Annotated in this window: 14 protein-coding genes; 10 read left to right on the plus strand and 4 right to left on the minus strand. The window is 65.7% G+C overall.

Annotated features, from left to right (window positions below):
* Positions 1 to 6 precede the first annotated feature (6 nt).
* From ccoP to ccoS, 5 genes are all read left to right on the plus strand, one after another.
* Positions 7 to 882, plus strand: a complete 876-nt coding sequence (gene ccoP / locus FOM02_RS12825; RefSeq protein WP_027558456.1) for a cytochrome-c oxidase, cbb3-type subunit III — start codon at positions 7 to 9, stop codon at positions 880 to 882.
* A gap of 126 nt (positions 883 to 1008) precedes the next feature.
* On the plus strand, positions 1009 to 2475 hold the full coding sequence (gene ccoG, locus FOM02_RS12830; protein WP_027558457.1) for a cytochrome c oxidase accessory protein CcoG: 1467 nt from the start codon (positions 1009 to 1011) through the stop codon (positions 2473 to 2475).
* A gap of 15 nt (positions 2476 to 2490) precedes the next feature.
* Complete coding sequence (locus tag FOM02_RS12835) at positions 2491 to 2976, plus strand: FixH family protein (protein WP_027558458.1); 486 nt, start codon at positions 2491 to 2493, stop codon at positions 2974 to 2976.
* Positions 2977 to 2987: 11 nt separating this feature from the next.
* Positions 2988 to 5126 carry a heavy metal translocating P-type ATPase gene (locus tag FOM02_RS12840; protein ID WP_265441819.1) on the plus strand — a complete coding sequence of 713 codons (2139 nt, stop codon included), beginning with the start codon at positions 2988 to 2990 and terminating at the stop codon, positions 5124 to 5126.
* On the plus strand, positions 5126 to 5290 hold the full coding sequence (ccoS, locus tag FOM02_RS12845) for a cbb3-type cytochrome oxidase assembly protein CcoS (RefSeq protein ID WP_027558460.1): 165 nt from the start codon (positions 5126 to 5128) through the stop codon (positions 5288 to 5290). The genes FOM02_RS12840 and ccoS overlap by 1 nt, the downstream gene beginning before the upstream one ends.
* Here ccoS and FOM02_RS12850 read toward each other — a convergent pair.
* Positions 5287 to 6489 (minus strand): MFS transporter, encoded by a 1203-nt coding sequence (locus FOM02_RS12850; RefSeq protein ID WP_027558461.1) that lies wholly within the window; start codon positions 6487 to 6489, stop codon positions 5287 to 5289. The genes ccoS and FOM02_RS12850 overlap by 4 nt on opposite strands.
* A 162-nt stretch (positions 6490 to 6651) precedes the next feature.
* Positions 6652 to 7131: a cupin domain-containing protein gene (locus FOM02_RS12855; RefSeq protein WP_027558462.1), complete on the minus strand. Its 480-nt coding sequence runs from the start codon at positions 7129 to 7131 to the stop codon at positions 6652 to 6654.
* Positions 7132 to 7368: 237 nt separating this feature from the next.
* Here FOM02_RS12855 and FOM02_RS12860 point away from each other — a divergent pair, with 237 nt between their 5' ends.
* A complete protein-coding gene (locus FOM02_RS12860) occupies positions 7369 to 7653 on the plus strand; it encodes a hypothetical protein (RefSeq protein ID WP_027558463.1) in 285 nt (94 codons plus the stop codon).
* Positions 7654 to 7736: 83 nt separating this feature from the next.
* Positions 7737 to 8447: a peroxiredoxin-like family protein gene (locus FOM02_RS12865; RefSeq protein WP_027558464.1), complete on the plus strand. Its 711-nt coding sequence runs from the start codon at positions 7737 to 7739 to the stop codon at positions 8445 to 8447.
* A 22-nt stretch (positions 8448 to 8469) separates the two neighbouring features.
* On the opposite strand, the gene FOM02_RS12870 is transcribed toward FOM02_RS12865, so the two are convergent.
* A complete protein-coding gene (locus FOM02_RS12870; RefSeq protein WP_027558465.1) occupies positions 8470 to 9351 on the minus strand; it encodes a LysR family transcriptional regulator in 882 nt (293 codons plus the stop codon).
* 198 nt (positions 9352 to 9549) lie between these two features.
* Here FOM02_RS12870 and FOM02_RS12875 point away from each other — a divergent pair, with 198 nt between their 5' ends.
* Positions 9550 to 10698 (plus strand): patatin-like phospholipase family protein, encoded by a 1149-nt coding sequence (locus FOM02_RS12875; protein WP_027558466.1) that lies wholly within the window; start codon positions 9550 to 9552, stop codon positions 10696 to 10698.
* A gap of 84 nt (positions 10699 to 10782) precedes the next feature.
* Positions 10783 to 11733: an oxygenase MpaB family protein gene (locus tag FOM02_RS12880; protein WP_027558467.1), complete on the plus strand. Its 951-nt coding sequence runs from the start codon at positions 10783 to 10785 to the stop codon at positions 11731 to 11733.
* Positions 11734 to 12022: 289 nt separating this feature from the next.
* Here FOM02_RS12880 and glgA read toward each other — a convergent pair whose 3' ends face one another.
* Positions 12023 to 13438, minus strand: a complete 1416-nt coding sequence (gene glgA / locus FOM02_RS12885) for a glycogen synthase GlgA (protein ID WP_035730030.1) — start codon at positions 13436 to 13438, stop codon at positions 12023 to 12025.
* Between the two features lie 205 nt (positions 13439 to 13643).
* Here glgA and FOM02_RS12890 point away from each other — a divergent pair, with 205 nt between their 5' ends.
* Positions 13644 to 14840 carry a CaiB/BaiF CoA transferase family protein gene (locus FOM02_RS12890; RefSeq protein WP_027558469.1) on the plus strand — a complete coding sequence of 399 codons (1197 nt, stop codon included), beginning with the start codon at positions 13644 to 13646 and terminating at the stop codon, positions 14838 to 14840.
* Positions 14841 to 14935 lie beyond the last annotated feature (95 nt).

Below are 14935 nucleotides of genomic sequence, written 5' to 3' on the forward strand. Positions count from 1 at the left end.
GAGATCATGACCGATCATCATGGCGACATCGATTCCGTCACCGGCAAGTCCACGACCGGACATGAGTGGGACGGCATCAAGGAGCTCAACACGCCGCTGCCGCGCTGGTGGGTGATCTCCTTCTACCTCACCATCATCTGGGCGATCGGCTACTGGATCGTCTATCCGGCCTGGCCGCTGATCTCCAGCAACACCACCGGGCTGCTCGGCTACTCGACGCGTGCGAGCCTCGCGGTGGAGCTCGCCAATCTCGAGGCGCTGCGCGGTGAGAAGATGGCGGCGTTGGCGGCGGCGCCGCTCGCCGACATCGAGAGGGATCCGGCTCTGCTGGCGCTCGCCCGCGCCAAGGGCAGGACCGTGTTCGGCGACAATTGCGCGCCGTGCCACGGCTCAGGCGGCGCCGGCGCCAAGGGGTTTCCGAACCTGAACGACGACGACTGGCTGTGGGGCGGCACGCTCGAGCAGATCATGCAGACCATCCAGTTCGGCGCGCGCTCCGGCCATGCCAAGACGCATGAGGGCCAGATGCTCGCCTTCGGCAAGGACGGCGTGCTCAAGCCGGACGAGATCGTCACGGTCGCCAACTACGTACGCTCGCTGTCGGGCCTGTCGACCGGCAAGGGTTTTGACGCCGCCAAGGGCGAGAAGATCTTTGCGGAGAATTGCGTCGCCTGCCATGGCGACGGCGGCAAGGGCAACCCGGAGATGGGCGCACCGAACCTGACCGACAAGATCTGGCTCTACGGCTCGGACGAGGCGACCCTGATCGAGACCATCAGCCAGGGACGCGCCGGCGTCATGCCGGCCTGGGAAGGACGGCTCGACTCCGCCACCCTCAAGGCGATGGCGGTCTACGTCCACTCGCTGGGCGGCGGAAAGTAGCTCGTCGAGTCTCAAGCCTTAGTCGCGCAAGCAGAGTGAACAAAAGTGCCCCCGCTTGAGCTGGATCAACCGACGCGGCGGCGTCGGGTCTAGGTTTGATCGCACCTTTTCGAGACGCCTTTAGCGATGAACAAGACCGTGAACCCGAACGAGCTCACATCGGACGACGATTACGGGCCGCTCTACGCGGCCCGCAAGAAGGTCTATCCCCAGAGCGTCCATGGCACCTTCCGCCGGATCAAGTGGGGCCTGATGGCGTTCTGCCTCGGCGTCTACTACTTCCTGCCCTTCGTGCGCTGGAATCGCGGTCTCGGTGCGCCTAGCCAGGCGGTGCTGATCGATCTGCCCAACAGCCGCTTCTATTTCTTCTTCATCGAGCTGTGGCCGCAGGAGGTCTATTACTTTACCGGCCTCCTGATCGTCGCTGCGGTGGCGCTGTTCCTGATGAACTCGGTCGGCGGCCGCATCTGGTGCGGCTATCTCTGTCCACAAACCGTGTGGACCGATCTGTTCTACGCGGTCGAGCGCCTCGTCGAGGGCGATCGGCGCGAGCGGATGAGGAAGGACAAGTCGTCCGATCCGATGAAGCTGGAGCGCATCTCCGAGATCGTGCTCAAGCATTCGATCTGGCTGATGATCGCCTGGTGGACCGGCGGCGCCTGGGTGCTCTATTTCAACGACGCGCCGACGCTGGTGAAGGAGCTCGTCACCTTCCAGGCGCCGATGATCGCCTATATCTGGATCGCCATCCTGACCGCGACGACCTACGTGCTCGCCGGCTTCATGCGCGAGCAGGTCTGCACCTATATGTGCCCGTGGCCGCGCATCCAGGCCGCGCTCACCGACGAATGGGCGCTCAACGTCACCTATCGCTACGATCGCGGCGAGAAGCGCACGTCGGTGAAGAAGGCGGCCGAGGTGCGGGCGCTCGGAGAGCATGTCGGCGACTGCGTCGACTGCTATCAATGCGTCGCGGTCTGCCCGACCGGCATCGACATCCGCAACGGACCGCAGATGGAATGCATCCAGTGCGGGCTCTGCATCGACGCCTGCGACAACGTGATGACCAAGATCGGCCGGCCGAAGCGGCTGATCGGCTATGACAACGACATCAACATCCAGCGCCGCCAGGAAGGCAAGGCGCCGGTCTACCGCATCGTCCGGCCCCGTACCGTCGTCTACAGCGCGATCATCGCGGTCATCGGCGGCTTCATGATCTATACGCTGGCGACCCGCAGCCTGCTCGACGTCAACGTGCTGCACGATCGCAACCCGGTCGCGGTCAGGCTCAGCGACGGCTCGATCCGCAACGCCTATACGGTGCGGCTGCTCAACAAGAGCGGCTACGACCGCCTCGTCGCGATCGATGCGGATGGCCCGGCCAACCTGACCACGCATGTGGTCGGCATCGATTCCGTGACGCCTGATCGGCCGATGATCGTGATCCCGCGCGACTCCACCAGCGAGCTGCGCCTGCTGGTCACCGCGCCGGCGGAGAGCAATCCGGAGAAGTCGATCCCCGTGCGCTTCCACGTCACCGACATCGGCCTCGGCGAGGTCGCGACCACAACCGACAACTTTGTCGCGCCGTAAGTTCAGGAGACTGCCATGGCCGCCAAGCCGCTGACTGGAACGAAGGTGTTCCTGATGCTGGTCGCCTTCTTCGGCCTCGTGATCGGCGTCAACGTCACCATGATGAAGCTCGCGATCGCGACGCTGCCCGGCACCGACGTCGACAGTCCCTATGCCGCGGGTCTCACCTACGATCGCGAGATCTCGGCAGCTCATGACCAAGCCGCGCGAAATTGGCAGGTCAGCGCTCACATCGAGCGCCGCGCCGATGGCGGTGCCACGCTTCAGGTCGATGCGCGTGACGCGAAGGGCCAGCCGGTGAGCGGCCTGAAATTCGGCGGACGGCTGGAGCGGCCGACCGACAAGCGCGCCGATCTCGCCGTCGAGCTTCCTGAAGCCGGCATCGGCATCTATCGCGGCAATGTCGCCGCCGTTGCGCCCGGCCAGTGGGATCTCGTGATCGAGGGCGAGGCGCGCGGCACGCGCGTGTTCATGTCGCGCAATCGCGTGATCCTGAACTGAGGGACATGGTCATGCAGGTCACGCGGGATTTTTCGCATTATGTCCGCACCGCGGGCGAGGGGATCAAGCACATCGATCTCGCCGTCGAGGGCGTTCACTGCGCCGGCTGCATGGCCAAGATCGAGCGCGGACTGTCGGCCATCCCCGACGTCACATTGGCGCGCGTGAACCTCACCGACCGCCGCGTCGCGCTGGAGTGGAAGCAGGGCACGCTCGATCCCGCCCGCTTCATCGATCGCCTCGAGGAGCTTGGCTACAAGGCTTATCCTTTCGAGACCGAAAGCGCGGAAGAGGCCGAGGTTGCCGAATCCCGCTTCCTGCTGCGCTGCCTCGGCGTCGCAGCCTTCGCCACCATGAACGTGATGATGCTGTCGATCCCGGTGTGGTCGGGCAACGTCTCGGACATGCTGCCGGAGCAGCGCGACTTCTTTCACTGGCTGTCGGCGCTGATCGCGCTGCCGGCGGCGGCCTATGCCGGCCAGCCGTTCTTCCGCTCGGCCTGGCGCGCGCTGTCGAACAAGACCACCAACATGGACGTGCCGATCTCGATCGGCGTGTGCCTTGCGCTCGGCATGTCCGTGGTCGAGACCATCCACCACGCCGAGCATGCCTATTTCGACGCGGCGATCATGCTGCTGACCTTCCTCTTGGTCGGCCGCTTCCTCGACCAGAACATGCGGCGGCGTACCCGTGCGGTCGCCGGCAATCTCGCTGCGCTGAAGGCCGAGACCGCGGCGAAGTTCATCGGGCCCGATGAGATCTCCCAGGTGCCGATCGCCGCGATCCATCCCGGCGACATCGTGCTGCTGCGGCCCGGCGAGCGCTGCGCGGTCGACGGCACGGTGATCGAGGGACGGTCCGAGATCGACCAGAGCCTGATCACCGGCGAGACGCTCTACGTCACGGCGGAGCAGGACACGCCGGTCTATGCGGGATCGATGAACATCTCCGGCACGCTGCGGGTGCGGGTCTCGGCGGCGTCGGAAGCGACGCTGCTCGCCGAGATGGATGCCTTGTCACCCACCGAGACGCAAGCTCTGATTCAGCATGCTGTCGAGTTCATCCTCGGCTGGGTTGTCGCCGGCGCGTCGTGGCACGATGCGATCGTGACCGGCGTTGCGGTGCTGATCATCACCTGCCCCTGTGCGCTCGGTCTTGCGATCCCCACCGTGCAGACGGTGGCCGCGGGCACGATGTTCAAGTCCGGCGTTCTGCTCAATGCCGGCGATGCGATCGAGCGCCTTGCCGAGGCCGACCACGTCATCTTCGACAAGACCGGCACACTGACGCTGCCTGATCTCGAAGTGACCAACGCGGCCGATATCCCCGCCGGCATCTTCGAGCTCGCCGGCCGGCTTGCACTGTCGAGCCATCATCCCGTGGCGGCCGCGGTGGCGCAGGCTGCAGGCGCGAGGTCGCCGATCGTCGGTGCCGTTGAAGAGGCCGGGCAGGGCGTGCGCGCCACCGTGGACGGTGTCGAGCTGCGTCTCGGCCGTCCGTCCTTCTGTGGCGCCGAGGGACTTGTCGGCTTGACCGACGATCTCGATCCCGAGGCCTCCATCGTCGCATTCAGCAAAGGGAGCGAAAAATTCATCCTCTCGGTGCGCCAAGGGCTGCGCCCAGATGCCCAGGCCGTGATCGCGGCGCTGAAGGCGCGCAACATCGGCATCGAGATCCTCTCCGGGGACCGTGAGCCGGCGGTGGTCGCAGCAGCGCATGCGCTCGGCATTCCCGAGTGGCGCGCGGGCGTGACGCCGGCCGATAAGATCGCACGGATCGAGGAATTGAAGCGGCGCGGCACAAAGGTGCTGATGGTCGGTGACGGCATGAACGATGCGCCGTCGCTCGCGGCAGCCCATGTCTCGATGTCGCCGATCTCGGCCGCACATCTCAGCCAGGCCACCGCCGATCTCGTCTTCCTCGGCCGGCCGCTGGCGCCTGTGGTGGCCGCCATCGACGCGTCGCGCAAGGCGCTGCATCTGATGCGAGAAAACCTCTGGCTTGCGATCGGTTACAATGTGCTCGCCGTACCGGTCGCGATCAGCGGCATCGTCACGCCGCTCATCGCCGCGGCGGCCATGAGCGGATCCTCGATCCTGGTGATGCTGAACTCGCTGCGCGCCCGGAACACCTCGCGGGAGCTTGGGTAATGGAGATCCTGGTCATCCTGGTCCCGTTGGCCCTGATGCTTGGAGGAGCCGGTCTCGTCGCCTTCCTCTGGTCGCTGAAAAGCGGCCAGTACGATGATCTCGACGGCGCCGCCTGGCGCGCCATCGCAGACGACGAGCCGCCGGAAATGCCGGCCAAGCGCTAGCGCTTCAAGGCAAGGGTGAGCAGGGCCGCCAGCGCGAGGGCCGCGCCGACGCCCGCGACGCAGGCGTGCCAGCCGAAACTGTCGAACAATCGCCCGAGCACGGCCGTACCGACCAGCCCGCCGCAGAAGTAGCACGCAAGATAGGTCCCGCTGGCGATGCCGCGGTTGTCGGTCGCGGCCTGTCCGACGAAGCCCGTCGCTGCGGCCTGCGCGAAGAATGTGCCGACGCCGACGAGAACCATGCCGGCGAGCACTTCGGCCAAATGCGACGTCAACATCAGCGGCAGGCCAAGCCCGGCGACAGCGAGCGCGCCCCAGATCGTGGGCCGCGTTCCCAGCCGTGCGGCCACCTTGCCGGCCAGAAGCGTCGTGACGACGGACGGCAGGAAGACGAAATAGACGAGGCCGAGGTCCATCATGCCCAGCGACAGCGGGGGCCGCACCAGCACGAAATTGACGAATGTGAAGGTACCGATGAACGCGAACAGGATGCAGAAGCCGATGCCGAAGGCGGCGCGAAGCCGCGGGTTGCGCCAATGCGCGATGATGGCGGCGAGCGGCGAAGCCGCCGGCATCATCGCATGCATCGGCCGCACGCGTCCGATGGTGCAATAGACCAGTACTGCGCCGGCCAGATTGAGCGCTGCGAAGACATAGAAATTCCAGGCAAGGCCGAAGCCGTCGGCGAGCGCCGCCGAGATCAGCCGTCCAAAGAGGTTGCTGGCGACATTGCCGGTGATGTAGGCGGCAAACGCGCCGCCGGCGTCCATGGCGCTGCATTGCTCGCCGAGATAGGCGAGGGTGAGTGCAAAGGCAGACGCCATGCACAGGCCCTGCGCGACCCGCAAGGCCGTGAAGACGGCAAGATTGGGTGCGGACGCCAGCAGGCTGGTGGGGATTGCCAGTAGCAGGAGGCTGACCAGGATGCCGGCCCGACGGTTGATGTGCGGGCTGAAGAAGCCGACGACGAGGCTCGCGATGGCCATGCCGAAGGTGCTGGCATTGACGGCGAAGCCCATTGCTGCAGGGGTGACGCCGTAGTGGCGCGTCAGCGAGGGCAGGATCGCCTGCGTCGCGAAGAGGTCGACGACGGTCAGGAATGCGGTGAGGCCGATCACGAGCGAGCGCAGCACAAGGCCCGGTGAATGCACATCCATCGTCATCGCGGCCGGTTTGATCGACGCGGAAAGATCGGTCATGGCATGGCTCACAGTTGATCTGTCATTCCGGGCTGGGGCGGACGGGACCGCAAAGCGGCCCGGAGCACCAGACCCGGAATCTCGAGATTCTCAGGTGCGCAATTGCGCACCGTAGTTCGATGCTGCGCATCGCCCCGGAATGACGGGGCCGGAATGCACCCATCACATGTGATGGTCGTTGGGATCCTTGCGGACGTCGCCGACATAGAGAATGACCGTCTCCTTGCCGAGGTTCTTCCACCAATGCGAGGTGCCGTTGACTTCGGGACGAATGTCGCCAGCCTTGTGCACGATCGGATCGATGCAGTTGGAGGCGTGTTCGACGATTTCGCCCTGCTGCACGAAGATCAGGGCGGGGCGGTCGTCATGGCTGTGCCACGGCACGATGCCGCCGGGCGCGATGGTCAGCTTGCGAAAGCGCAGCTCGCGGCCCTCGATATGGGCCGGCTGCTTGCCGAGATCGATTGCGCCGAGCGTGACGTCGGTGACGCCGACGGGCTTGTAGTCGACCATCTGCTGCGCATTCGGCTTGATCTTGTCGGCCGGGCATTCGCCGGCGAGGACCGGCTGCGCAAGTGTGAGCGATCCGAGAACGGCGAGGCCTGTCCAAACCGTGCGCGACATTACGTGATGCCTAGACATGGGAAGTCTCCTGTGTTGGCCGCAACCTCGCTGGTTGCCGGCTATGGCAGGAGCTTCGTCGAAGCCGCGTCGATGTTGAAATACCGGCTTGCTCTCGATGCGATAGCTGGGCGCTATGTTGATGCACATCGGCTATCGAACCGATTGGGCATCGGCATTTCCGCTTCTCCTGTGTCTGGCGTCCGATGGCAGTGCGCCCGATTGGCGGGCGTTCACGTCAATCCGGAGGAGCATCTCATGACGAAAGTGTCAAAGACCCTGATCTTTACCGCCGCCTTCGCGGTGATCGCTACATCGGCCTTCTCGGAGGCGACCTGGGATTTCAAGGCCGGTATGGCCTATGTCTATGGCGGCCCCGGCAAGATGTCGGCGATGGCCATGGCCCCGGCCGAGAAGAACCACGAGGCCATGATGAAGAACGCGAAGAAAGTGCCGGAGAACACCGTCTTCTTCATGGACAACGGCACGCTGTACTCGACCTCGGGGCGGCTCGATCCGACCGGCAATTTCTACGTGAACTGAACCGGTCCCGGCGTTGCGGCCGCCCCCTTGCGGGCGGCCGAACCAGGGAACTAATATTCACCTCACGAATGCCGGAGCGGAAGATGACGTCTCTCTCGCCAACCGACGCCGAGCGGCTCAGGTCTGCCTTCCTGCGCTGCCGCGACATGGACGGCACGCTGAACGAACAGCTCCGCGCCTATGCCAATGCCAGCCGTGAGGTCTTCCCGGCCTATGGCGAGGCGGTCGACCGCCTGGTGGTGCGATTGGGCGGAAATGGCGGAGGCGAGACCGCGCCGCGCCTGGGTGATGCGATGCCGCCATTCATGCTGCCGGACGACAGCGGACGTCTCGTCACGCTGACTGCACTGCTGGAGAGCGGCCCGGTCGCGGTGATGTTCTTCCGCGGCCATTGGTGCCCCTATTGCCGGCTCAACGTCCGCGCTGTCGTCCAGGCGCTCGACCGCATCGAGGCCATGGGCGCGCGCGTCGTCGCGATCATGCCGGAGACGCAGGAATATGCGCGGCAGCTCAAGGCCGAGTCCGGCGCGCCATTTCCGGTCCTGACCGATCTCGACAACGGCTATGCGCTGTCGCTCAATCTCGCGATCTGGCTCGGTACCGAAATCCAGGACCTGCTGTCTTATCAGGACATGGCGAAATTCCACGGCAATGACGGCTGGATGCTGCCGATCCCGGCCGTATTCGTCGTCGGTCGCGATGGGATTGTCAAAGCGCGTTTCGTTGATCCGGATTTCCGCAAGCGCATGGAGATCGACGATCTGCTAGCAGCGCTGGAGCGCGCGAGAGGCTAGATCTCGCGCTATCATTCTGACCCTACCCAGCGATTTCCCGCCAGTCCGCACCGCGCAGCATCCGCATCACGGCGTTGGCGACCGCTGTGCGCTGACGGCCGGCCACTCCGTAAAGGCTGACGGTGCGGCGGGCGTCCAGCCCCGTGACCGCAGTGCGCGTCAGCTTCTCCGGCACGGCCGACGTGTGCGGCACCATGGCGACGCCGACGTCGGCTTCGACCAGCTCGATCAGATCGCGCTCGCTCGAGATCTCGTGTCCATGCTCGATGCCGTACTCGCGCAGGCTTGCAGCGACGCGGCTGGAGTGCTCGCAGAACGTCCGACCCAGCAACTGCTCCGTGCGCAGATCGTCGAGTTCGACGTTGCTGCGGCCGGCCAGCCGGTGTCCGCTGCCGACGACGAGCTCGAAGCCCTCCGTGAACAGCGGCCAGACGTCGAGCCGCTCCCAGGACTCGTCGATCTCGGCGGCGATGCCAAGCTCGGCTTCGCCTTTCTTCAGGAACTCGGCGACCTCGCGGCTCGAGCCGCGCAGGAAGCGAAGCTCGAGCCGGTTGAACTGCCGTTTGATCTCGCTGAGATGCGGAATCAGAAGCGCGAGGTCGATCGAATGCGTGAGCGCGATACGGAGCGCGCCAATTTCTCCGCTCTTGAATGAAGAGGCGAGTGAGCGTGCGCCGGCCGCGGCGTCGTAGCACTGCTTCAGCAGCGGATGCATGCGCTGGCCGAGCTCGGTCAATTGCGCCGCGGGCCTTTCGCGCCGGAACAGGTCACCGCCGAGCTCGGCCTCGAGCTGCTTGATCGCGCGCGTCAGCGAGGGCTGCGTCACGTTGCATTCCTCGGCGGCGCGCGTGAAATTCAACAGTTGCGCAACCGCGAGGAAATAGCGGACCTGATGCATTTCCATGGATCGGCTCCCGGCGAGATCGGCCGGAAATCTAACCGATCGGGGCGGGAAATGATATGCTGGCGGCAATAGCACGCGCGTATGGTTTCGGAAGCCAGCCGGCATTTCCAAAAGGCCCGACAATCGCGGACAACGGCAAGACGTAACAATGGCCTTACGCCGGACGAATGATAGCCATAGGCTCGACAGGAGCGAGACATGAACGGCATGCAGGACAACCCGCAACGAAAGAGCATGGACCTGCCGGGTCAGGTCGTTCTCGTGCTTCAGGGTGGCGGCGCGCTCGGCTCGTACCAAGCCGGGGTCTACCAGGCGCTGCACGAGGCAGGCATCGAGCCGGACTGGATCATCGGCACCTCGATCGGTGCGATCAACGCCAGCCTCATTGCGGGCAACGCGCCGCAGAACCGGCTCGCGCGCCTCAGGGAATTCTGGAAGCGGATGGAGCAGCAGCCGGTCTGGGACTGGCGCGCCGCGTTTCCCGGTTTCAATGAGAAGCTGGCCTATTGGTCGACCGTGACCCACGGCATCGCGGGTTTCTTCCGTCCCAATCCGCTGGCGCATGCCGGGGATTCCTATCCGCTGGGCGCCGATCACGCCGGCTATTATTCGACCGCGCCGCTGGGGAAGACGCTGAGCGAGCTGGTCGATTTCGATCTGGCCAATCGCTGCGCGCCGCGTTTGACGGTCGGTGCGGCCCATGTCGGCACCAGCGAAATGCGCTATTTCGACAGCCGCGACGGCGAGCTGACGGTGCAGCACGTGATGGCCTCGGGCGCGCTGCCGCCGGCTTTCCCGGCCGTGCGCATCGACGGCGAACTCTATTGGGACGGCGGCATCCTGTCGAACACGCCGACGGAAGCCGTGTTCGACGACAACCCGCGCAGGGATTCGCTGATCTTCTCCGTGCATCTGTGGAATCCCGTCGGCCCCGAGCCGACCACGATGGCGGAGGTGCTGAACCGGCACAAGGACGTGCAATATTCCAGCCGCATCGCCAGCCAGATCGTGCGCCAGCAGCAGGCCCATCGCCTGCGCCACGTCATCAACCAGCTTGCCGCGCGGCTGCCCGAGGGCGAGCGCAACGATCCCGCGGTGATGGAGCTGATGAGCTACGGCTGTCCGACCCGCATGCATGTGGTGCGGCTGCTGGCGCCGCAGCTCGAGCGCGAGACCCACACCAAGGACATCGACTTCAGCCCGTCCGGCATCACGCGGCGCTGGCACGCCGGCTATGCCCACACGAAGTCGGTGCTGGCGCGCAGGCCGTGGATCGGCGAATTCGATCCGCTCGCCGGCGTGGTGCTGCACGAGCATACGGACGAGATGCCGATGGCTGCGGAATAGGGCCATAAGCGATCGCGCGCTTCATCGAATTGCCACAGGCCGCGCGGATCGTCGGCCTTGGTTCGACCTCGAAAGGTCCTGCAATTGGTGTCCGCGAACGATCTGGAATTCGCTCTCGACAAGGTCCGTGCCGATGCGGCGGGGCCGGTTGCGGGCGTGTTCGGTCCTGACACGCTGACCTGGCGGATCGACCGCGAGGCCGCCGTCTTTCTCGGCGCCGGCCGCGCGCTGCTGCTGCAACTGGCGCATCCCTGGGTCGCGGCCGCCATCGCCGAGCACTCGACCACGCTTGCCGATCCGATCGGCCGCTTCCATCGCACCTTCGACGTCGTCTTCGCCATGGTGTTCGGCTCGCTCGACCGTGCCTTGCTGTCGGCCCGGCAACTGCATCGGCGCCACACCATGATCGTCGGCGAGATGCCCGAGGCCGTCGGTCCGTTCGCGGCCGGCTCGCGCTACTGCGCCAACGACATCCCGTCGCTGCGCTGGGTTCATGCCACGCTGACCGAGTCTGCGCTGATGGCGCACGATTTGGTTCTGCCGCCGCTCTCGATCGAGGAACGCGAGCGCTACTGGACGGAGAGCCGGACCTTTGGCGCGCTGTTCGGGCTGACGGGCGATGATCTGCCGCCGGACTGGGCTGGCTTTGCGGCCTACACCGCGGCAATGGCGCAGTCGGAGACGCTGACGGTCAGCCCGGCCGCGCGCGAGATCGCCGCGCAGATCCTTGACGGCGCACGTCCGTGGCTGCGGCCGCCGCGCTGGTATCGTGCGCAGACGGCGAGGATGCTGCCGGAGCGCCTGCGCGCCGGCTTCGATCTTACGCTCGACGAGCGGGACGTCAGGTCTGCCGACCGCGCGCTGCGATGGATCCGGCGCGTCTATCCGAAACTGCCCGACAGGCTGCGCTATGCCAGCCCCTATCAGGAAGCGCAGGCGCGCTTGCGGGGGGAGGTTCAGCCCGACTGGATGACCCGCTGCCTCAACCGCGCCTGGATCGGTCGGCCGCAGATGGATCAGCGCGGGAAGGGGTGAGGCCCAATCTCTTGTGTCCCGGACAAGCCGCAACGCGGGAGCGTTGCGGCGCAGAGCCGGGACCCAGGGCCACGAACTTCGCGAGAGATGGGCCTCGGCTCAGCAGCGCATCACGTCGCAAAGGGCGACGCGCTGCGCTGCGTCCGGGGCACGAGAGAGGAGTTTGAGGCCGACACTCTCTCCACGTGGTCATTGCGAGCGCAGCGAAGCAATCCAGAGTCCTCCCACGGAGGCGGTCTGGATTGCTTCGCTCCGCTCGCAATGACGGAGTATGTGTAGCGCCCCGGCCTCACACCGACGCCAGCTTCCGATAAAGCGCGCTGTAGCTGCCCGCCGAGATGCTCCACGAAAACGAGCGGCCCATGGCGCTGCGGCGCATGGTGTCGAGCTGGTCATGGGCCATGAAGGCCTCGAAGGCGCGGCGGACGCCGCCAAGGAAGGATTCGTGCGAAGGTCTTGAGAACAGGAATCCTGTTTCACCATCGGTGATGGTCTCGGCAAGGCCGCCGGTCTGGTGGCCGATCGGCAGCGAGCCGAAGCGCTGGGCGTACATCTGGCTGAGGCCGCAGGGCTCGAACCGCGACGGCATCAAGGTGAAATCACTGCCCGCAAAAATGCGCCGCGCCTGGGCATCGTTGAAGCCGATGGTGACGCCGATGGCGTCGGGGCGGCGGCGGTGCGCGTTGATCAGGGCCTGCTCGAGCGCCGGCTCGCCGGAGCCAGTGACTACGATCTGGCCGCCGGCATCGACGATCTCGTCGGCGGCCGAGAGCACGAGGTCGATGCCCTTCTGGTGCACGAGGCGGGCGACGATCGCGAACATCGGCCCGCGCGAGACCGCAAGGCCGAACTGCTTGCGCACGTAATCCGCGTTGGCCTTCTTGCCGACCCAGTCGCCGGCGCCGAACTGCTGGGCGAGCTGGGCGCAATAGCGCGGGTCCCAGCTCTCGTCGATGCCGTTGAGGATGCCGGTCAGCTCGGATGCGTCCGAGCGGATGCGCAGGAGACCTTCAAGGCCGCAGCCGAATTCGTCCGTCGTGATCTCGCGCGCATAGGTGCCGCTGACGGTGGTGAGGTGCGAGGCGTAGACGAGGCCCGCCTTGAGGAAGGAGAGCTGGTCGTAGAACTCGACGCCGTCGATATGGAAGGAGCTCTCCGGTGCGCCGATCCGCCGCAGCGAGTCCTTCGAGAAGAGGCCCTGATAGGCGAGGTTGTGGATGGTCAGGATCGACGGCAGCTTGGCGCCGCGCCAGGCGAGATAGGCCGGCACCAGCGAGGCCTGCCAGTCATTGGCGTGGATCAGGTCTGCTGCCCAATTCTTGTCCAGCTTGCCCATGGCCAGCTCAGCGGCGGCCGAGGCGAAGCGCGCGAAGCGGATGTCGTTGTCAGGCCAGTCGCGCCCGGACTCGTCGCCATAGGGGTTGCCGGGCCGGTCGTAGAGTTGTGAGCACAACAGCACATAGACCGGCAGGCCGTCCTTGGTCGCAGCCCGGCCGAGCGAACAGGCCGGCATCTCGGCGAAGGCGGGACAGCGGCCAACGATCTGAATATGCGTGAGTTGTTCGATGATGTCGCGGTAGCCGGGCAGCATCACCCGGATATCGGCAAAGGTTCGGAGCGCGCGGGGCAGGGCGGCGGAAACGGCGCCGAGCCCGCCGACGCGGACGAAGTCGTCCATCTCTGTCGTAACGAACAAGACCCTCAAGAACAGCTGCCCTCTTCCGATCCCGTTTGCTGCTATGCAAGAACGGGTCCAGTTGTCCTGGAATTCCCAAGCCCGCCTACACGTCGCGTCCGTTCGGTAAAGACTTTCCTACTCAGCCGCCGCCCTCTAGGGTCGACGCACCAACAACAGAGAACAATTGATTGTTCCTAGGCGACTCAAGGACACAGGCGAGGACGCGACAGGCATGCAGCTAGCAGATAAGCATGAGGGGACGACGACAAAGGCCTTCGCCGGCCTCAGGGTCCTGGATTTTTCGACCACCATCGCCGGCCCCCACTGCGCGCGCATGCTTGCCGACATGGGGGCGGAGGTCATCAAGATCGAGACCGACGGCGGCGAGACGATGCGGACCCGGCCGCCGCTGCGCAAGGGCTGCAGCACCGTGTTCGGCCAGCTCAACGTCGGCAAGAAGAGCGTCGTGCTCGACCTCAAGTCGGAGGACGGCAGGGAGGCGGTCCGCCGGCTGGCCGCGACCGCGGACATCCTGGTCGAGAACTTCCGCCCCGGCGTGATGCGCCGGCTGCGGCTCGACTACGACAGCCTGCGTCCGGTCAACGAGAGGCTGATCTACTGCTCGATCTCCGGCTACGGCCAGACCGGGCCGTCCGCCGAGCTACCGGCCTATGCGCCGGTGATCCACGCGGCCTCCGGCTACGACATGGCGCATCTCGCCTACCAGCCCGGCCGCAACCGCCCTGATTATTGCGGCATCTATCATGCCGACGTCGTCACCGGCACCTATGGCTTCGGTGCGATTGCCTCCGCGCTCTATCAGCGCACCGTGACGGGGCAGGGCCAGCACATCGACGTCTCCATGCTGGAGTCGATGCTGAGCCTGACGGTGATCGAATTGCAGAGCTCGCAATTTGCGGTCAAGCCGCCGCCGCGGCCGATGTTCGGGCCGACCGAGACCGCGAATGGCTATGTCATGATCACGATCGCGAGCGAAAAGACGTTCCAGTTGTTGATGGGGGTGATCGGCCGCCCCGAATGGATCACTGACGCACGCTTCGCCACCTATGGCGCGCGCCGCGACAATTGGGCCGACCTGATGGACGGCGTCGAAGCCTGGTCGCGGCAGCTATCGACCGAGGCCTGTCTCGCTGCGCTTGCCGCGGCCGGCGTGCCGGCGTCGGCCTATCGCACCGTGGCCGAGGCGCTGGCCGATCCGCAGCTCGCGCATCGCCGGGCGCTCTCGCCGGTCGAGGACGAAGGCGGCTCGTTCCAGGTGCTCAATCTGCCGTTCCGGATGTCGGGCGCCGACACCACGCCGGGCAGGACGATGGCCGTGCTCGGCGAGCACACGCGCGAATTGCGCGACGAGGTCGGACTCACCGACGACGCGTCTATTCCGCCCGGCAAGACCGCCGCGCAGGGCTGACGAATATCGTTCTGCGGCAAGCAATCCGGCCCTGCAGGCGTGCGGCTTGCCACGGTCCACCGGTGTCAACTAGACAGGTCCAGGTTTGTCTCGCC

Source organism: Bradyrhizobium sp. SEMIA, from assembly GCF_014844175.1.
GTDB lineage: Bacteria > Pseudomonadota > Alphaproteobacteria > Rhizobiales > Xanthobacteraceae > Bradyrhizobium > Bradyrhizobium arachidis.

Bases quoted from the DNA above. Each gene is read 5' to 3' on its own strand.
- ccoP (WP_027558456.1), top strand. From the start codon at position 7: ATGACCGATCATCATGGCGACATCGATTCCGTCACCGGCAAGTCCACG.
- FOM02_RS12840 (WP_265441819.1), top strand. From the start codon at position 2,988: ATGCAGGTCACGCGGGATTTTTCGCATTATGTCCGCACCGCGGGCGAG.
- FOM02_RS12855 (WP_027558462.1), bottom strand. From the start codon at position 7,131: ATGTCTAGGCATCACGTAATGTCGCGCACGGTTTGGACAGGCCTCGCC.
- ccoG (WP_027558457.1), top strand. From the start codon at position 1,009: ATGAACAAGACCGTGAACCCGAACGAGCTCACATCGGACGACGATTAC.
- FOM02_RS12835 (WP_027558458.1), top strand. From the start codon at position 2,491: ATGGCCGCCAAGCCGCTGACTGGAACGAAGGTGTTCCTGATGCTGGTC.
- FOM02_RS12865 (WP_027558464.1), top strand. From the start codon at position 7,737: ATGACGTCTCTCTCGCCAACCGACGCCGAGCGGCTCAGGTCTGCCTTC.
- FOM02_RS12850 (WP_027558461.1), bottom strand. From the start codon at position 6,489: ATGACCGATCTTTCCGCGTCGATCAAACCGGCCGCGATGACGATGGAT.
- FOM02_RS12860 (WP_027558463.1), top strand. From the start codon at position 7,369: ATGACGAAAGTGTCAAAGACCCTGATCTTTACCGCCGCCTTCGCGGTG.
- ccoS (WP_027558460.1), top strand. From the start codon at position 5,126: ATGGAGATCCTGGTCATCCTGGTCCCGTTGGCCCTGATGCTTGGAGGA.
- FOM02_RS12875 (WP_027558466.1), top strand. From the start codon at position 9,550: ATGAACGGCATGCAGGACAACCCGCAACGAAAGAGCATGGACCTGCCG.
- FOM02_RS12890 (WP_027558469.1), top strand. From the start codon at position 13,644: ATGCAGCTAGCAGATAAGCATGAGGGGACGACGACAAAGGCCTTCGCC.
- FOM02_RS12870 (WP_027558465.1), bottom strand. From the start codon at position 9,351: ATGGAAATGCATCAGGTCCGCTATTTCCTCGCGGTTGCGCAACTGTTG.